The organism is Streptomyces sp. MCA2 (assembly GCF_023544705.1).
GTDB classification, from domain to species: Bacteria; Actinomycetota; Actinomycetes; order Streptomycetales; family Streptomycetaceae; genus Streptomyces; species Streptomyces decoyicus.
On sequence record NZ_JAMJFM010000006.1, the window covers coordinates 100,734 to 116,742 of the forward strand.

Here is a 16,009-nt window from a genome sequence, read left to right on the forward strand (position 1 = left end):
CTGAACGATATCGGTCCATGCCGACTGGAGTCAGCGATCTGGCAACTTCTCGCTGAGCGAACCGGAGTCTGTCAACGATCACGGTTGGTGCAGGCAGCGGGGTGGAAGGGTGCTGTCCACGGCGTGGAACGGGGAACACGTGTACCGAACCGGCAGCTACGCTGGCCGGGTGCGCCCTCTCCCGGAGGGTGCAAAGCCGACAGCCGTCGCAACCACGGGAGCATCTCCATGGCCTCGAACACGCCATCGCCCATCAGCACGACCCGCGTCGAATCGTTCCGTGAGGCCCTGGCCTCGCGGGTGGTCGTCGCGGACGGTGCGATGGGCACCATGTTGCAGGCGCAGGATCCGTCCATGGAGGACTTCCAGCAGCTGGAGGGCTGCAACGAGATCCTCAATGTCACCCGGCCGGACATCGTGCGTTCGGTGCACGAGGAGTACTTCGCGGTCGGCGTCGACTGCGTCGAGACCAATACCTTCGGTGCGAATTTCGCGGCGCTTGCCGAGTACGACATTCCCGAGCGGGTCTTCGAGCTGTCCGAGTCCGGTGCCCGGCTGGCCCGCGAGGTGGCGGACGAGTTCACCGCCTCGACCGGTCAGCAGCGCTATGTGCTGGGGTCGATGGGTCCGGGCACGAAGCTGCCGACGCTGGGCCACGCCCCGTATGTGACGCTGCGCGACGCCTATCAGCAGAACGCCGAGGGCATGATCGCCGGCGGTGCGGACGCGCTGCTGGTGGAGACCACGCAGGACCTGCTCCAGACCAAGGCCGCCATCCTCGGTGCCCGCCGCGCCCTGAAGGCCACCGGCAGCAACCTCCCGGTGATCTGCTCGGTCACCGTCGAGACGACCGGCACGATGCTGCTGGGGTCGGAGATCGGCGCGGCGCTGACGGCGCTGGAGCCGCTGGGCATCGACATGATCGGCCTGAACTGCGCCACCGGCCCGGCCGAGATGAGCGAGCACCTGCGCTACCTCGCCCGCCACTCGCGCATCCCGCTGGCCTGTATGCCCAACGCCGGACTCCCGGTGCTGGGCAAGAACGGTGCGCATTACCCGCTGACGGCCGGTGAGCTGGCCGACGCGCAGGAGACCTTCGTTGCGGAGTACGGGCTGTCGCTGGTGGGCGGGTGCTGTGGCACCACGCCGGAGCACCTGCGGCAGGTCGTCGAGCGGGTGCGCGGCATCGCCCCGCCGGTTCGTGAGCCGCGCCCCGAGCCGGGCGCCGCCTCCCTCTACCAGACGGTGCCGTTCCGTCAGGACACGTCGTATCTGGCGATCGGTGAGCGGACCAATGCCAACGGGTCGAAGAAGTTCCGTGAGGCGATGCTGGAGGGCCGCTGGGACGACTGTGTGGAGATGGCCCGGGACCAGATCCGTGAGGGTGCGCACCTGCTCGACCTGTGTGTCGATTATGTGGGCCGTGACGGTGTGGCGGACATGGAGGAGCTGGCCGGCCGGTTCGCGACCGCCTCGACGCTGCCGATCGTGCTGGACTCCACGGAGCTGAACGTCATCCAGGCCGGTCTGGAGAAGCTCGGCGGCCGTGCGGTCATCAACTCCGTCAACTACGAGGACGGCGACGGACCCGAGTCCCGCTTCGCGAAGGTCACCGAGCTGGCGGCCGAGCACGGCGCGGCGCTGATCGCGCTGACCATCGACGAGGAGGGCCAGGCCCGTACCGTCGAGCACAAGGTCGCCATCGCCGAGCGGCTGATCGCCGATCTGACCGGTAACTGGGGTATCCACGAATCGGACATCCTCATCGACTGTCTGACCTTCACGATCTGCACGGGTCAGGAGGAGTCGCGCAAGGACGGTATCGCCACCATCGAGGCGATCCGTGAGCTGAAGAAGCGTCACCCGGATGTCCAGACGACGCTGGGTCTGTCGAACATCTCCTTCGGTCTGAACCCGGCCGCGCGGATCGTTCTCAACTCCGTGTTCCTGGACGAGTGCGTCAAGGCCGGTCTGGACTCGGCGATCGTGCACGCGAGCAAGATCCTGCCGATCGCGCGGCTGGAGGAGGAGCAGGTCAAGGCCGCCCTCGACCTCGTCTACGACCGGCGCAGCGAGGGCTATGACCCGCTCCAGAAGCTGATGGAGCTGTTCGAGGGCGTCAACACCAAGTCGATGAAGGCCGGCCGGGCCGAGGAACTCCTCGCGCTGCCCCTGGACGAGCGCCTCCAGCGGCGCATCATCGACGGGGAGAAGAACGGCCTGGAGGCGGATCTCGACGAGGCGCTGCAAGAACGGCCCGCGCTCGAGATCGTCAACGACACCCTCCTGGAGGGCATGAAGGTCGTCGGTGAGCTGTTCGGCTCCGGGCAGATGCAGCTGCCGTTCGTGCTCCAGTCCGCCGAGGTCATGAAGACCGCGGTGGCCCATCTGGAGCCGCACATGGAGAAGTCCGACGACGAGGGCAAGGGCACGATCGTGCTGGCCACCGTCCGTGGTGACGTCCATGACATCGGCAAGAACCTCGTCGACATCATCCTGTCCAACAACGGCTACAACGTCGTCAACCTCGGTATCAAGCAGCCGGTCTCGGCGATCCTGGAAGCCGCCGAGGAACACCGCGCCGACGTCATCGGCATGTCCGGTCTCCTGGTCAAGTCCACAGTGATCATGAAGGAGAACCTCGAAGAGCTCAACCAGCGCAAGATGGCGGCCGACTTCCCCGTCATCCTCGGCGGCGCCGCGCTGACCCGCGCCTACGTCGAGCAGGACCTCCACGAGATCTACGAGGGCGAGGTCCGCTATGCCCGCGACGCGTTCGAGGGCCTGCGTCTGATGGACGCCCTGATCGCCGTCAAGCGCGGCGTGCCCGGCGCCACCCTCCCCGAACTCAAGCAGCGCCGGGTGCCCAAGCGGGACACGGCCGTGCTGGAGGTCGAGGAGCCGGAGGGCGCGGTGCGCTCCGACGTCGCCATCGACAACCCGGTCCCGGAACCGCCGTTCTGGGGGACCCGCGTCGTCAAGGGCATCCAGCTCGCCGACTACGCGTCCTGGCTGGACGAGGGCGCCCTCTTCAAGGGGCAGTGGGGCCTCAAGCAGGCCCGCACGGGTGACGGTCCGACGTACGAGGAGCTGGTGGAGACCGAGGGGCGCCCGCGGCTGCGCGGCTGGCTCGACAAGCTCCAGACCGAGAACCTCCTCGAAGCGGCCGTCGTACACGGTTACTTCCCGTGCGTGTCCAAGGGCGAGGACCTGATCCTGCTCCACGAGGACGGCACCGAGCGCACCCGCTTCACCTTCCCCCGCCAGCGCCGCGGCCGGCGCCTGTGCCTGGCCGACTACTTCCGCCCCGAGGAGACCGGCGAAACCGACGTCGTCGGCCTCCAGGTCGTCACCGTCGGCTCCAGGATCGGCGGCGCCACCGCCGAACTCTTCGAAGCCAACTCCTACCGCGACTACCTCGAACTCCACGGCCTGTCCGTCCAGTTGGCCGAAGCGCTCGCCGAGTACTGGCACGCCCGGGTCCGCGCGGAGCTGGGCTTCGCGGGTGAGGACCCGGCCGATGTCGAGGACATGTTCGCGCTCAAGTACCGCGGCGCGCGCTTCTCGCTGGGCTACGGCGCCTGCCCCGACCTGGAGGACCGTGCCAAGATCGCCGACCTGCTTCAGCCGGAGCGGATCGGTGTCGAGCTCTCCGAGGAGTTCCAGCTCCACCCCGAGCAGTCCACCGACGCCATCGTGATCCACCACCCGGAGGCCAAGTACTTCAACGCGCGGTAGCCGCTGCACCCGGCCGGGGCGACCCGCAGATCGCCCCGGCCGGATCGCCGTGACGGTCGGTGACACTCGGTGATCCCGCATGAGCGGCTCAGGGCCGCCCGCAAGGGCCCCAGGACACCGCCGACCTCTGCCAGGACGCATTTCGGCCCGTATCGTCGTACACTTATCGGTCCGGTAGTGGCCGGTCGTTTCCCCAGCCGGGGATGGCGACCGGCCCTTTCGTCCCTTCGGGGACGTCGTAACGGAGGTGGATGGATGACCAGCAGCATCCCCGTAGTCGGCACCCGAACGGCCGAAGCCGCGACCCTCCAAGCCGTATTCCTGGATCTGGACGGCACCCTCGTCGACACCGAGGGTTTCTGGTGGGAGGCGGAGGCGGAGGTCTTTGCCGAACTCGGCCACATCCTCGACGACACCCACCGCGAAGTCGTGGTCGGCGGCCCGATGACCCGCAGTGCCGGGTATCTGATTCAAGCCACCGGCGTCGACATCAGCCTGACCGAGCTCAGCGTGCTCCTCAATGCCGCCTTCCTCGCCCGGATCCGGCGCGGCGTCCCCCTCATGCCGGGCGCCCGCAGGCTGCTGGCCGAACTGGCCGCGCACGGGGTGCCGGCCGCGCTGGTCTCCGCCTCGCACCGCGCCATCGTCGACCAGATGCTGCATTCGCTGGGCCCGGAGAACTTCCGGCTGACCCTGGCGGGCGACGACCTGGAGCGCACCAAACCGCACCCGGACCCGTATCTGACGGCTGCCGCGCGGCTGGGGGCCGACCCGGCGTGCTGTGCGGTCATCGAGGACACACTGACCGGTGTGACCGCAGGTGAGGCGGCGGGCTGCCCGGTCGTGGCGGTGCCCTCGGTGACGCCGATCCCGCCGTCCGTGGGGCGCACGATCGTGCGTTCGCTGGAAGAAGTGGATCTGTCATTTCTCCGAACGCTCATCACGGAAAGCCGTTGAGCCGTGCACTGAGCGTGGTTCGGAGAAAGCCGTCCGGAACCGAGGGGAGCGGCCCGCTCATTTTCCGTGACGAATGCGATGACTGAATTTCTGCATCGCCCCGGGTCCTTGAATGCGTGACGTTTCTCACGTGCCGGGCCGTCGACAGCGGGCCCCATGGGTGGTCCAGGGGGTGTCTCGGGGGTCTTCGGCGGGGGTAAGTGTCCGGATTGGTGGAGCAACGCGCGAATCGTTCCACCGTCCGGATATCGATCGCCCAGCTGTCGTTATCCACGCGCCATATCGATACAACTCCTTTCTGTCTGAGAGCGGCTGGCCGTTCCTACTAATGTCGACGCGAGCAACACCTCTGCGCTGATAAGGAACCTGCCCACGATGAATCGCAAGACCCTGGTGCTGCCGGCGCTGGCCGGTCTCCTCGCCCCCGTTCTCGCCGCCTGTGGCAGCACGGACGGTGCGGGCGAAGGCGGCGATCCGATCGTCGTGGGAGTCGCCACCCAGATCGAGGCGACCAAGGCGGCGCCCGCGCCGCTCGACCCGGCGCAGGCCTATGACGTCGACGCGTGGAACATGCTGCGCGGCACCCTCCAGACGCTGATGCGGCTGCCCAGAACCGGCACCGCGCCGGTGCCCGAGGCCGCCGAGTCCTGCGGGTTCCGCGACACCCAGAACGAGCAGTACCGCTGCAAGCTGCGCAGTGGCCTGAAGTTTTCGAACGGTCATGCTCTGACGGCGCAGGACGTCAAGTTCTCCATCGACCGTATGCGGACCATCAACAACACCAACGGCCCGGTGTCGCTGCTCAACGACATCGACAAGGTCGAGGCGCCCAGCGACACCGAGGTGGTCTTCCACCTCACCAAGCCGGACGCCACGTTCCCGCAGAAGCTGGCCACGCCCGCGGCGGCCATCGTCGACGGCGCCGTGTACCCGAAGGGCCGCCTCTACAGCGGCTTCGACGTGGTCGGCTCCGGTCCGTACACCCTCAAGACGGAGCGCAGGAACAACCACATCACCAAGGCCACCTTCACCAAGAACCCCACCTACAAGGGCGGGGTGAACGTGAAGAACGACAAGGTCGAGATGCGTTTCTTCGTCAACTCCCAGGCCACGGAGACGGCGCTGCGCAAGGGGAGCGTCGACCTGATGTACCGCGGGCTGTCGCCCGACCAGATCAAGGGCCTGGAGAACGCCCGCGACGAGCACCTCATGCTCCAGGAGATGCCGGGCCAGGAGATCCGTTACCTCGCCTTCAACACCAAGGACCCGGCCGTCTCCAACAAGGCCGTGCGGAAGGCGATGGCGCAGATCGTCAACCGCTCGGAGCTGGTGCGCGACGTCTACTCCTACACCGGCGACCCGCTCTACTCGATGGTTCCCACCGGCCTCACCGGTCACATCAACTCGTTCTTCTCCAAGTACGGGAACCCCAGCGCCACCGCCGCCCGCAAGACGCTCCAGCAGGCGAACATCAACACCCCGGTGAAGTTCACGCTCACCTACACCACGAACCACTACGGCTCCAGCACCGGCAAGGAAGTCCGCGCGCTGGCGAGCCAGCTCAACAGCACCAAGCTGTTCGACATCGACGTCAAGGGCGTCGACAGCTGGCAGCAGTTCCGCACCGACGCCCTGGACGGCAAGTACAGCGTCTACAACATGGGCTGGTTCGCCGACATCCCGGACCCGGACAACTACATCGCGCCGTTCATCGGCAAGCAGAACTTCCTCGGCTCCCCCTACCGCAACACCAAGATCGAGTCGCAGCTGATCCCGGACAGCCGGCAGCAGTCCGACCGCAACGCCGCCGCGGCCAACTTCAAGCAGGCGCAGGACATCATCGCCGATGACGTACCGCTCCTCCCGCTGTGGCAGGGCAAGCAGTACGTCGTCGCCCGCGACGACGTCACGGGCATCGAGTGGGCCCTCAACTCCTCCTCCTCGCTCCAGATCTGGGAGCTCAGCCGCGGCGTCGCCGACTGAGCCCGCGGACGCGGCCCATGCAGTACACACCCGCCGCGGCCACCCCGCCGCGGCCCGACAGGCACCACCCAGAACGTGAGGACCGTTTAGTGAGGAAGCGTGACCAGTGGCTGGCCGCCCCGATCGGAGCGGGGCTGGCAACAGCTCTGCTCGCGGTCGCAGGGTGCGGCACGGACGACTCGGGAGCGGCCGGCAACGGCGTGCCCGTGGTCATGGGAATGACGGACAAGGTCGTGTCCACCGACCCCGCGGCCGGATACGAGCCCGGCTCCTGGCTGTTGTTCAACAACGTCTTCCAGTCCCTGCTGAGCTTCCCCAAGGGAGGCACCACCCCCGAGCCGGAAGCCGCCGAGCGCTGCGGGTTCACCGACGGGGAGAGCAAGGTCTACCGCTGCACCCTGAAGGACGGCCTCACCTTCAGCAACGGTGACAAGCTGACCTCCAAGGACGTCAAGTACTCCTTCGACCGCACCCGGCGCATCAAGGACGTGAACGGCCCCGCCGTGATGTTCTCCGCGCTGGACAAGGTCGAGGCGCCGGACGCCAAGACCGTGGTCTTCCGGCTGAAGTCGCCCGACGCGACCTTCCCCATGAAGATTGCCTCGGGCGCCGGCTCCATCGTCGACCACGCCGAGTACCCCGCGGACCGGCTGCGCACCGACGGCAAGGCCGTCGGCTCCGGCGTCTACACCCTCAAGGACTACAGCTCCCAGAAGGCCGTCTTCGCCGTCAACGGCTCCTACAAGGGCCCGGCCAAGGTCAAGAACTCCGGTATGACCGTGAAGTTCTTCAACGCCGCCGACAAGCTCAAGAAGGCCGTCGAGGGCGGCGATGTCGATGTCGCCTACCGCGGACTGGCCATGAAGGACATCGCGGCGCTGGACAACGCCTCCCTCGAGCAGCAGCACGGCACCCAGGTCGTGGAGGGCGCCAGCGCCGAGGTCATGCACCTGGTGTTCAACCTCAAGGACCCGGTCGCCGGCAAGCCGGGCGTCCGGAAGGCGATCGCCTACCTCCTGGACCGCTCCTCCCTCGTCCGGGACGTCTACCAGCGCACCGCGGTGCCGCTGTACTCCATCGTCCCGGCCGGCATCACCGGCCACAGCACCTCCTTCTTCGACACCTACGGTGACCGCCCCAAGCCCAACAAGGCGAAGGACGCGCTGCGCTCCGCCGGCCTCAACGGCAAGGTGCCGCTCACGCTGTGGGCCACCCCCGACCGCTACGGCCCCGGCACCGTCCCGGCCTTCGAGGAAATCGCCCAACAGCTCAACCACAGCGGTCTGTTCGACGCCAAGGTGCGCACCCTGCCCACCAAGGAGTACGAGAAGGGCATGGCCGACGGCAAGTTCGGCGTCTACGTCAAGGGCTGGATCCCCGACTATCCGGACCCCGACAACTTCACCGCGCCGTTCTTCGGCAAGGACAGCGTGGTGGCCAACAACTACAGCTCGCCCACCATCACCGGCCATCTGCTGCCCAAGACGGCCGACCAGCCGAACCGCGGCGCCACCAAGGCCCAGTTCCGGGAGCTCCAGAAGATCGTCGCGGAGGACGTGCCGATGATCCCGATCTGGCAGGGCAAGCAGTACGCGGTGGCCCGCGACGGCATCTCCGGTCTGGAATGGACGCTGGACTCCTCGACCGTCTTCCGGTTCTGGGAGATCAGCAAGGCCACCGACGCCTGACCCCGGCGCCGAAGCGGAGGCCTGACCGGCTCCTTTCACCACGACGGCGGGGCTCCCGGGAAATCCCGGGAGCCCCGCCGTCGTCCGTCTGCCGGGCCGTCAGGGCCCTCGCCGGCTACTGCGCGCCGGGGCGCACCAGCCCGCTCTCGTATGCGTACACCGCCGCCTGCACCCGGTCGCGCAGCCCCAGCTTCGTCAGCACATGCCCCACATGCGTCTTCACCGTCGTCTCGCTCACGAACAGATCCGCGGCGATCTCCGCATTCGACAGCCCGCGCGCCACCAGCTTCAGCACCTCCACCTCGCGCTCGGTGAGGGTGTGCAGTGTGTCCGGAACCGGCTCCTCGCCCGACGGCAGATGCCCCGCGTACTTGTCCAGCAGCCGGCGCGTGATGCTCGGCGCGAGCATCGCCTCGCCGCCCGCCACCACACGGATCGCCTGCACCAGTTCATTGGCCGGCGCGTCCTTGAGCAGGAAGCCGCTCGCCCCCGCCCGCAGCGCCTCGACGACATACTCGTCCAGATCGAAGGTCGTCAGCACCAGCACCTTCGCCGGGCCGTCCTTCGCCGGGCCCGTGATCTGCCGGGTCGCCTCGACGCCGTCCATCCGGGGCATCCGGATGTCCATCAGCACCACATCGGGTTGCAGCGCCCGCACCTGCTCCAGCGCCTGAAGACCGTCACCGGCCTCCCCGACGACCGCCAGATCCTGCTCCGCCTCCAGAATCATCCGGAATCCCGTACGCAGCAGGGGCTGGTCGTCGACCAGCAGGACGCGGATGGCCACGAGCTCTCCTTTGATAGGCCTGTCCGGGCGATCAGCGCCTAGATTTCCCCCATTCTGCCCTGCGGCACCACACCACCGTCCGCCGGGCGCACCTGGAGCGGATACACCGGGGGAGTGCCGCCGAATTCCGGACAGTGCGCCTGGTGGTCGCACCAGCCGCACAGCTTCGTCGGCCGCGGCCGCCAGTCGCCCGTCGCCGTCGCCAGCCGGATCGCCTCCCACAGCGCCAGCAACTTCCGCTCCACGCCCCGCAGATCGGCCTCACCCGGGTCGTACGTCACCACATCGCCGCTGCCCAGATAGACCAGCTGGAGCCGCCGCGGCACCACACCGCGCAGCCGCCACATCACCAGCGCATAGAACTTCATCTGGAACAGCGCGCCCTCGGCGAACTGCGGCCGCGGCGCCTTGCCGGTCTTGTAGTCGACGATCCGCACCTCGCCCGTCGGCGCGACATCCACCCGGTCGATGAACCCCCGCAGCCGGAGCCCCGAATCCAGCACCGTCTCGACATACAGTTCACGGTCCGCCGGCTCCAGCCGCGTCGGATCCTCCAGCGAGAACCACCGCTCCACCAGCGCCTCGGCCTCCGCCAGCCACTGCGCCAGCCGCTCACCCTCCGCGTCCCCGGCGAACAGCTCCGCCAGCTCCGGCCGCTTGGCGAGCAGCTTCTCCCACTCGCCCGGGACCATCGCGCGCGCCCCGACGGCCGTACGCTCCGCCGCCGGAGCGTCGAAGAGCCGCTCCAGCACCGCATGCACGACCGTGCCGCGCGTCGCCGCCGCGCTCGGCTTCTCCGGCAGTCTGTCGATCACCCGGAAGCGGTACAGCAGCGGACACTGCATGAAGTCGCTCGCCCGCGACGGCGACAGCGCCACCGGCGCCCGCGCCGGCTCCCCCACCTGCGTCTCCGCCCCGGCAGTCTCCATGCCGGACCCGCCCTCCCCGCTCTGAATGCCCGCCCCGGCCTGCTCCGTGCTCCATCCCATGCCACAAAACCCTACGGCCCGCCACTGACAAGCGCGGACGGGTCATCGCGCAAGGGCCCCGCAGCGGAACGGGCCGGGGCACTCCGCATACCATCGACGCCGGACCCCTGCGCCCTGCATGATCGAGATATCAGGCCGAGCAGGGGCGAAAGCCGTATTCGATGAGGGGACGCCGTGGACGAGAGCGGGAAGTCGCAGGACCCCGAGGAGTCCGTGCGGTCCCAGCCGCCCGAGCCGCCCGAGCCCGGCAAGGAGCCCAGGACACCACCGCCCGGCAAGAGGAAGGGCAGCGGCGGCGGCATCCTGATGGGCCGTCCCTTCGGCGTGCCCGTCTACGTCGCCCCCAGCTGGTTCCTCGTCGCCGCCCTGATCACCTGGGTCTTCGGCGGACAGCTGGAGCGCGTACTTCCCGAGCTGGGCGCCGCCCGCTACCTCGTGTCGCTCTTCTTCGCGGTCGCCTTCTACGCCTCGGTGCTGGTCCACGAACTGGCCCACACCGTGGCCGCGCTGCGCTTCAAGCTCCCCGTACGCCGCATCCAGCTCCAGTTCTTCGGCGGCGTCTCGGAGATCGAGAAGGAGACCGAGACCCCCGGCAGGGAATTCGTCCTCGCCTTCGTCGGCCCGCTGCTCTCCCTCGCCCTCGCCGGGGTCTTCTACGCCGCTATGCAGCTGGTCGAGCCCAACACCGTCCCCGGCGTCCTGGTCGCCGGCCTGATGATCTCCAACCTCATCGTGGCGATCTTCAACCTGCTGCCCGGCCTCCCCCTGGACGGCGGCCGGATGCTGCGCGCCCTCGTCTGGAAGATCACCGGCAAGCCCATGAGCGGCACCATCGCCGCCGCCTGGGTCGGCCGCGCGCTCGCCGTCACCGTCCTCATCGGACTGCCGCTGCTCACCCACACCGGCGCCCTCGGCAACGCCCGGCCCGAGATCGGCGGCGCCGACTCGCTCACCGACGCCCTGCTCGCCGCGATCCTCGCCGCCATCATCTGGACCGGCGCCGGCAACAGCCTGCGCATGGCCCGGCTACGGGAACGCCTCCCCGACCTCACCGCCCGCACCCTGACCCGGCGCGCCGTCCCCGTCGAGACCGACACCCCGCTCTCCGAGGCGCTGCGCCGCGCCAACGACGCCGGCGCCCGCGCCCTGGTCGTCGTCGACCGCCAGGGCACCCCCACCGCCCTCGTCCGCGAGGCCGCCATCGTCGGGGTCCCCGACCACCGCCGCCCCTGGGTCGCCGTGGGCACCCTCGCCCAGGACCTCAAGGAAGGCATGCGGGTCTCCGCCGAATTCGCCGGAGAAGACCTCTTGGAGTACCTGCGCGCCACCCCCGCCACCGAATACCTCGTCGTCGAGGAGACCGGCGAGATCTACGGCGTGCTGTCCACCGCCGACGTCGAGCGGGCCTTCGTCTCCGCCATGGCCCGTAAGACTGCTTAGCCGGGCTCGGTTCGCCTCCGGGGGTGCCGAAGCGGTGTCAGGAGAGCGGCCGTGCTGGGCCCCTCCTCCGTCGGGGCCTGCGCTCGTGCTCCCGACCCGGCACGCCCCTCTCGGCTCACTCGCCCTGCCCACTGGTCCGCGGCGTCCCGACGGGCCGGTAGGCTGGTCACATGTCCGAACCGACCGGTGCCGCCCGCCGTCGCGGGCCCTTCAAGGTCGGGGACCAGGTCCAGCTCACCGATCCCAAGGGACGCCACTACACCTTCACGCTCGAAGAGGGAAAAAGCTTCCACACCCACAAGGGAGCTTTCCCCCACGACGAGCTGATCGGTGCTCCCGAAGGCAGTGTTGTCCGTACCACCGGGAACGTCGCCTACCTCGCGCTGCGCCCGCTGCTCCCCGACTATGTCCTGTCCATGCCCCGCGGTGCCGCCGTGGTCTACCCCAAGGACGCGGGGCAGATCCTGGCGATGGCCGACATCTTCCCCGGCGCCCGCGTCGTCGAGGCAGGTGTGGGCTCCGGCTCGCTCAGCAGCTTCCTGCTGCGCGCCATCGGCGACGACGGCATGCTGCACTCCTACGAGCGCCGCGCCGACTTCGCCGAGATCGCCACGCAGAACGTCGAGCGCTACTTCGGCGGTCCGCACCCCGCATGGACGCTCACCGTCGGTGACCTCCAGGACAACCTCTCCGACGCCGACGTCGACCGGGTCATCCTCGACATGCTCGCCCCCTGGGAGTGCCTGGAGGCCGTCTCCAAGGCCCTGGTCCCCGGCGGCATCCTCTGCGCCTACGTCGCCACGACGACGCAGATGGCCCGCACCGTCGAGGCGATCCGCGAGCACGGCACCTTCAACGAGCCGTCGGCCTGGGAAACCATGGTCCGCACCTGGCACGTCGAGGGCCTCGCCGTCCGCCCCGACCACCGCATGATCGGCCACACCGGCTTCCTGCTGACCGCCCGCCGCCTCGCCGACGGTGTCGAGCCCCCGCTGCGCCGCCGCCGCCCCGCCAAGGGCGCCTACGGCGAGGACTACACAGGGCCCGGCAAGGACCAGGCGGCAGCCTCCGGAGGCGGCTCGGCCGAGCGCGGCTGACCGTCCGGAACCGGCCACCGAACCACCAGGCGCCGCCGACGAGTTCCCCGCCGGGAACCGCCGGCGGCGCTCCTTCGTTTCCACCACCGGATCTGCACGGAAAACTCCGGCCCGGCCGGTTCCTTGCCGCATCCTCCTGTGGAACGATGCTGGGCACTCCCACCGGTACAGCACTTCACAGGAGTTACCCCGCGTGCAGCCCATGGCAGGCCAGGACCTTTTGCACACCCAGCCGCGCCCCATGCACTGGCTCGCCACCGCCACCGCCATCTCGGCGGTCGTCGCGGCCGCGTCCCTCCTCCAGCCCCCCGACGCCAAGGCCACGACCTCCCCCGCGGCCGCTGCGGCCGGGCAGCACTCCGCGGCCGCCCCCGACCCGGACAAGGTGACCTTTCCGGTCGACTGCGGCCCCAACCGCCTCGACGTGGTGAAGAAGGCCTCGGGCGACCTCGACGGTGACGGGACGACCGAGACGGTCGCGGTGGTCCGCTGCCACAGCGGGACCGGCACGCCCCCCAGCGGCGTCTACGTCCTCGCGCAGCCGTCCGACGCCGGGGCCGCGCCCCGGATCGTGGCGACACTCCTCACGCCCGCCCGGCAGCGCAGCGTCCAAACCCTCATCATCAAGGATGGCGCGATCTCAGCGGCACTCCTGGGCTACTCCACGCTCGACGTTCCGCGCTGCTGCCCGGACGTGCACAAGAGCGTCAAGTGGCAATGGAAGGGCGGGAAGTTCGTTCAGAGCGAACTCCCCGCCGCGATGGGCACCAGGGGTGTGTGACCCGTCACACGATGTGGCCGGCCGGCGCGTTCCGCGCCGCGCCGGCTACTCCGCGTCCGGGCCGTAGACCTCGACGAGGTCCTTGACGCGGCGGACGTGGATGCAGTCCCCGGGGCACTCCTTCGCGGAGTCCCGCACGTCAGCGAGCAGCTTCAGCGGGACGGGCGTTGTCGCGCCCTTGTCCTGGAGCAGCTCGTCGTCGTCGCTCTTCACATAAGCCAGCCCGTCGATGTCGAGCTCGAAGACCTCCGGCGCGTACTGCGCACAGATGCCGTCCCCGGTGCACAGATCCTGGTCGATCCACACTTCCAGCTCTGGGGCTTCGTCCTGCGCGGTCATCTCGCCTGCCGTTCCTGCGTACGTGAACCGTTTTTGCCTAAGTGGCGCCAGCCCTGACGGGTGTTGACCGACTCGACGATACAACCGCTCGCTTTCCGATGTTGTTGGGTGGGTATCCCCTTGGCGTGAGGACGTGCGCAAGGGTGAAGATCGGACACGCCCCGACAGTCTTTTCGATCTAGGGGTTTCAACCTGCACCGGCCCAGGTAGGGTCAGGAAGCGTCCAGCTCCTTGGAGGAGGTGAGGACCGTGGCAGCCCACGACGACGACATCAACCGCGGCATCCGGCCGGGGCGAGGGTCTGAAGATCCCGCCGGTCAGGTTGCCTATCTCGAGCAGGAGATCGCCGTCCTGCGACGCAAGCTCGCCGACTCTCCGCGTCACACGAGGATTCTCGAAGAGCGGATCGTCGAGCTCCAGACCAACCTGGCCGGCGTCTCGGCGCAGAACGAGCGTCTCGCCAATACTCTCCGCGAGGCGCGCGACCAGATCGTCGCGCTCAAAGAGGAGGTCGACCGGCTCGCGCAGCCGCCGGCCGGCTTCGGTGTCTTCCTACAGTCGAACGAGGACGACACCGTCGACATTTTCACCGGAGGCAGAAAACTCCGGGTGAATGTCAGTCCCAGCGTGGAGACCGAGGACCTCAGGCGCGGCCAAGAGGTCATGCTCAATGAAGCGCTCAACGTGGTCGAGGCCATGGCGTACGAGAGCGCCGGCGACATCGTCACCCTCAAGGAGATCCTCGAGGACGGCGAGCGCGCCCTGGTGATCGGGCACACCGACGAGGAACGGGTGGTGAGGCTCGCCGAGCCGCTGCTGGACATCACCATCCGCCCCGGCGACGCCCTGCTGCTCGAACCCCGTTCCGGCTACGTCTACGAAGTCATCCCGAAGAGCGAGGTCGAGGAACTCGTCCTCGAAGAGGTTCCGGACATCGACTACACCAAGATCGGCGGTCTGGGCGGCCAGATCGAACTGATCCGGGATGCGGTCGAGCTTCCGTACCTCTACCCCGACCTCTTCAAGGAGCACGAACTCCGCCCGCCCAAGGGCGTCTTGCTCTACGGCCCGCCGGGCTGCGGCAAGACTCTCATCGCCAAGGCGGTCGCCAACTCTCTCGCCAAGAAGGTCGCCGAGGTGACCGGGCAGCCCGCGGGGAAGAGCTTCTTCCTCAACATCAAGGGCCCCGAGCTGCTCAACAAGTACGTCGGTGAGACGGAGCGGCACATCCGGCTGGTCTTCCAGCGCGCCAGGGAAAAGGCGAGCGAGGGCACCCCCGTCATCGTCTTCTTCGACGAGATGGACTCCCTCTTCCGCACCCGCGGATCCGGCGTCAGCTCGGACGTGGAGAACACCATCGTCCCGCAGCTGCTCTCCGAGATCGACGGTGTCGAGGGTCTCGAAAACGTGATCGTGATCGGCGCCTCGAACCGTGAGGACATGATCGACCCGGCGATCCTGCGCCCGGGCCGCCTCGACGTGAAAATCAAGATCGAGCGTCCGGACGCGGAAGCCGCCAAGGACATCTTCTCGAAGTACCTCACCGAAAGGCTCCCGCTGCACTCCGACGACCTCGCCGAACACGGCGACTCGCGGAAGGCCGCAGTAAGCGGAATGATTCAATCCGTCGTCGAGCAGATGTATGCGGAATCCGAGGAAAATCGCTTCCTGGAGGTCACCTACGCCAATGGTGACAAGGAAGTCCTCTACTTCAAGGACTTCAACTCCGGTGCGATGATCGAAAACATCGTAGGACGCGCGAAGAAGATGGCCATCAAGGCCTTCCTCGAACACAATCAGAAGGGGCTTCGGGTCTCCCACCTCCTCCAGGCATGCGTGGACGAGTTCAAGGAGAACGAGGACCTGCCCAACACCACCAACCCGGACGACTGGGCCCGGATCTCCGGAAAGAAGGGCGAGCGGATCGTATACATCCGCACGCTCGTCACCGGAAAGCAGGGCGCGGACACCGGTCGCTCCATCGACACGGTGGCGAATACCGGCCAATACCTGTAACACCGCTCTCCGGCTGCGGATGTCCTGCACGGGGCGTCCGCAGCCGGATGCTTTTCCGGGGGCGCCAGAGCCGCACCTCATAAGGGCGCGGTGGACCAGGAAAAACCGGACTGGAGCAATGACTGTAATGATCTCCCCAGCGCCGCAAAGGCGTTCTAGGCTCTTCGGTACCGCTGCGTCACGCTGTGCGGGCG

Annotated in this window: 11 protein-coding genes; 8 read left to right on the forward strand and 3 right to left on the reverse strand. The window is 68.2% G+C overall.

What is annotated here, in order from left to right; translation table 11 throughout:
* The first annotated feature begins 228 nt into the window (after nucleotides 1-228).
* The 4 genes from metH (at nucleotide 229) to M8I34_RS06930 (ending at nucleotide 8,366) form a co-directional block, all read left to right on the forward strand.
* A complete protein-coding gene (metH, locus tag M8I34_RS06915; protein WP_250048395.1) occupies nucleotides 229-3,738 on the forward strand; it encodes a methionine synthase in 3,510 nt (1,169 codons plus the stop codon).
* Nucleotides 3,739-3,993: 255 nt separating this feature from the next.
* A complete protein-coding gene (locus M8I34_RS06920) occupies nucleotides 3,994-4,695 on the forward strand; it encodes an HAD family phosphatase (RefSeq protein ID WP_250048396.1) in 702 nt (233 codons plus the stop codon).
* Between the two features lie 375 nt (nucleotides 4,696-5,070).
* Nucleotides 5,071-6,678, forward strand: a complete 1,608-nt coding sequence (locus M8I34_RS06925; protein WP_250048397.1) for an ABC transporter substrate-binding protein — start codon at nucleotides 5,071-5,073, stop codon at nucleotides 6,676-6,678.
* A gap of 89 nt (nucleotides 6,679-6,767) precedes the next feature.
* The gene (locus tag M8I34_RS06930; RefSeq protein WP_250048398.1) at nucleotides 6,768-8,366 is read left to right on the forward strand and encodes an ABC transporter substrate-binding protein; all 1,599 of its coding nucleotides are present in this window, start codon (nucleotides 6,768-6,770) and stop codon (nucleotides 8,364-8,366) included.
* 115 nt (nucleotides 8,367-8,481) lie between these two features.
* Here M8I34_RS06930 and M8I34_RS06935 read toward each other — a convergent pair whose 3' ends face one another.
* Together M8I34_RS06935 and M8I34_RS06940 are read right to left on the reverse strand one after the other, a co-directional pair.
* Nucleotides 8,482-9,153 carry a response regulator transcription factor gene (locus M8I34_RS06935; RefSeq protein WP_020929992.1) on the reverse strand — a complete coding sequence of 224 codons (672 nt, stop codon included), beginning with the start codon at nucleotides 9,151-9,153 and terminating at the stop codon, nucleotides 8,482-8,484.
* 38 nt (nucleotides 9,154-9,191) lie between these two features.
* Entirely contained in the window at nucleotides 9,192-10,142 is a 951-nt protein-coding gene (locus M8I34_RS06940) for a RecB family exonuclease (RefSeq protein ID WP_374210866.1), read from the reverse strand.
* 174 nt (nucleotides 10,143-10,316) lie between these two features.
* On the opposite strand from M8I34_RS06940, the gene M8I34_RS06945 reads away from it, so the two are divergent.
* From M8I34_RS06945 to M8I34_RS06955, 3 genes are all read left to right on the forward strand, one after another.
* Nucleotides 10,317-11,582 (forward strand): site-2 protease family protein, encoded by a 1,266-nt coding sequence (locus M8I34_RS06945; protein ID WP_250048399.1) that lies wholly within the window; start codon nucleotides 10,317-10,319, stop codon nucleotides 11,580-11,582.
* Nucleotides 11,583-11,752: 170 nt separating this feature from the next.
* On the forward strand, nucleotides 11,753-12,679 hold the full coding sequence (locus tag M8I34_RS06950) for a tRNA (adenine-N1)-methyltransferase (protein WP_030987012.1): 927 nt from the start codon (nucleotides 11,753-11,755) through the stop codon (nucleotides 12,677-12,679).
* Between the two features lie 202 nt (nucleotides 12,680-12,881).
* The gene (locus M8I34_RS06955; protein ID WP_250048478.1) at nucleotides 12,882-13,460 is read left to right on the forward strand and encodes a hypothetical protein; all 579 of its coding nucleotides are present in this window, start codon (nucleotides 12,882-12,884) and stop codon (nucleotides 13,458-13,460) included.
* 45 nt (nucleotides 13,461-13,505) lie between these two features.
* On the opposite strand, the gene M8I34_RS06960 is transcribed toward M8I34_RS06955, so the two are convergent.
* On the reverse strand, nucleotides 13,506-13,799 hold the full coding sequence (locus M8I34_RS06960) for a ferredoxin (protein ID WP_244415845.1): 294 nt from the start codon (nucleotides 13,797-13,799) through the stop codon (nucleotides 13,506-13,508).
* A gap of 249 nt (nucleotides 13,800-14,048) precedes the next feature.
* On the opposite strand from M8I34_RS06960, the gene arc reads away from it, so the two are divergent.
* Entirely contained in the window at nucleotides 14,049-15,815 is a 1,767-nt protein-coding gene (arc, locus tag M8I34_RS06965) for a proteasome ATPase (RefSeq protein ID WP_250048400.1), read from the forward strand.
* Nucleotides 15,816-16,009 lie beyond the last annotated feature (194 nt).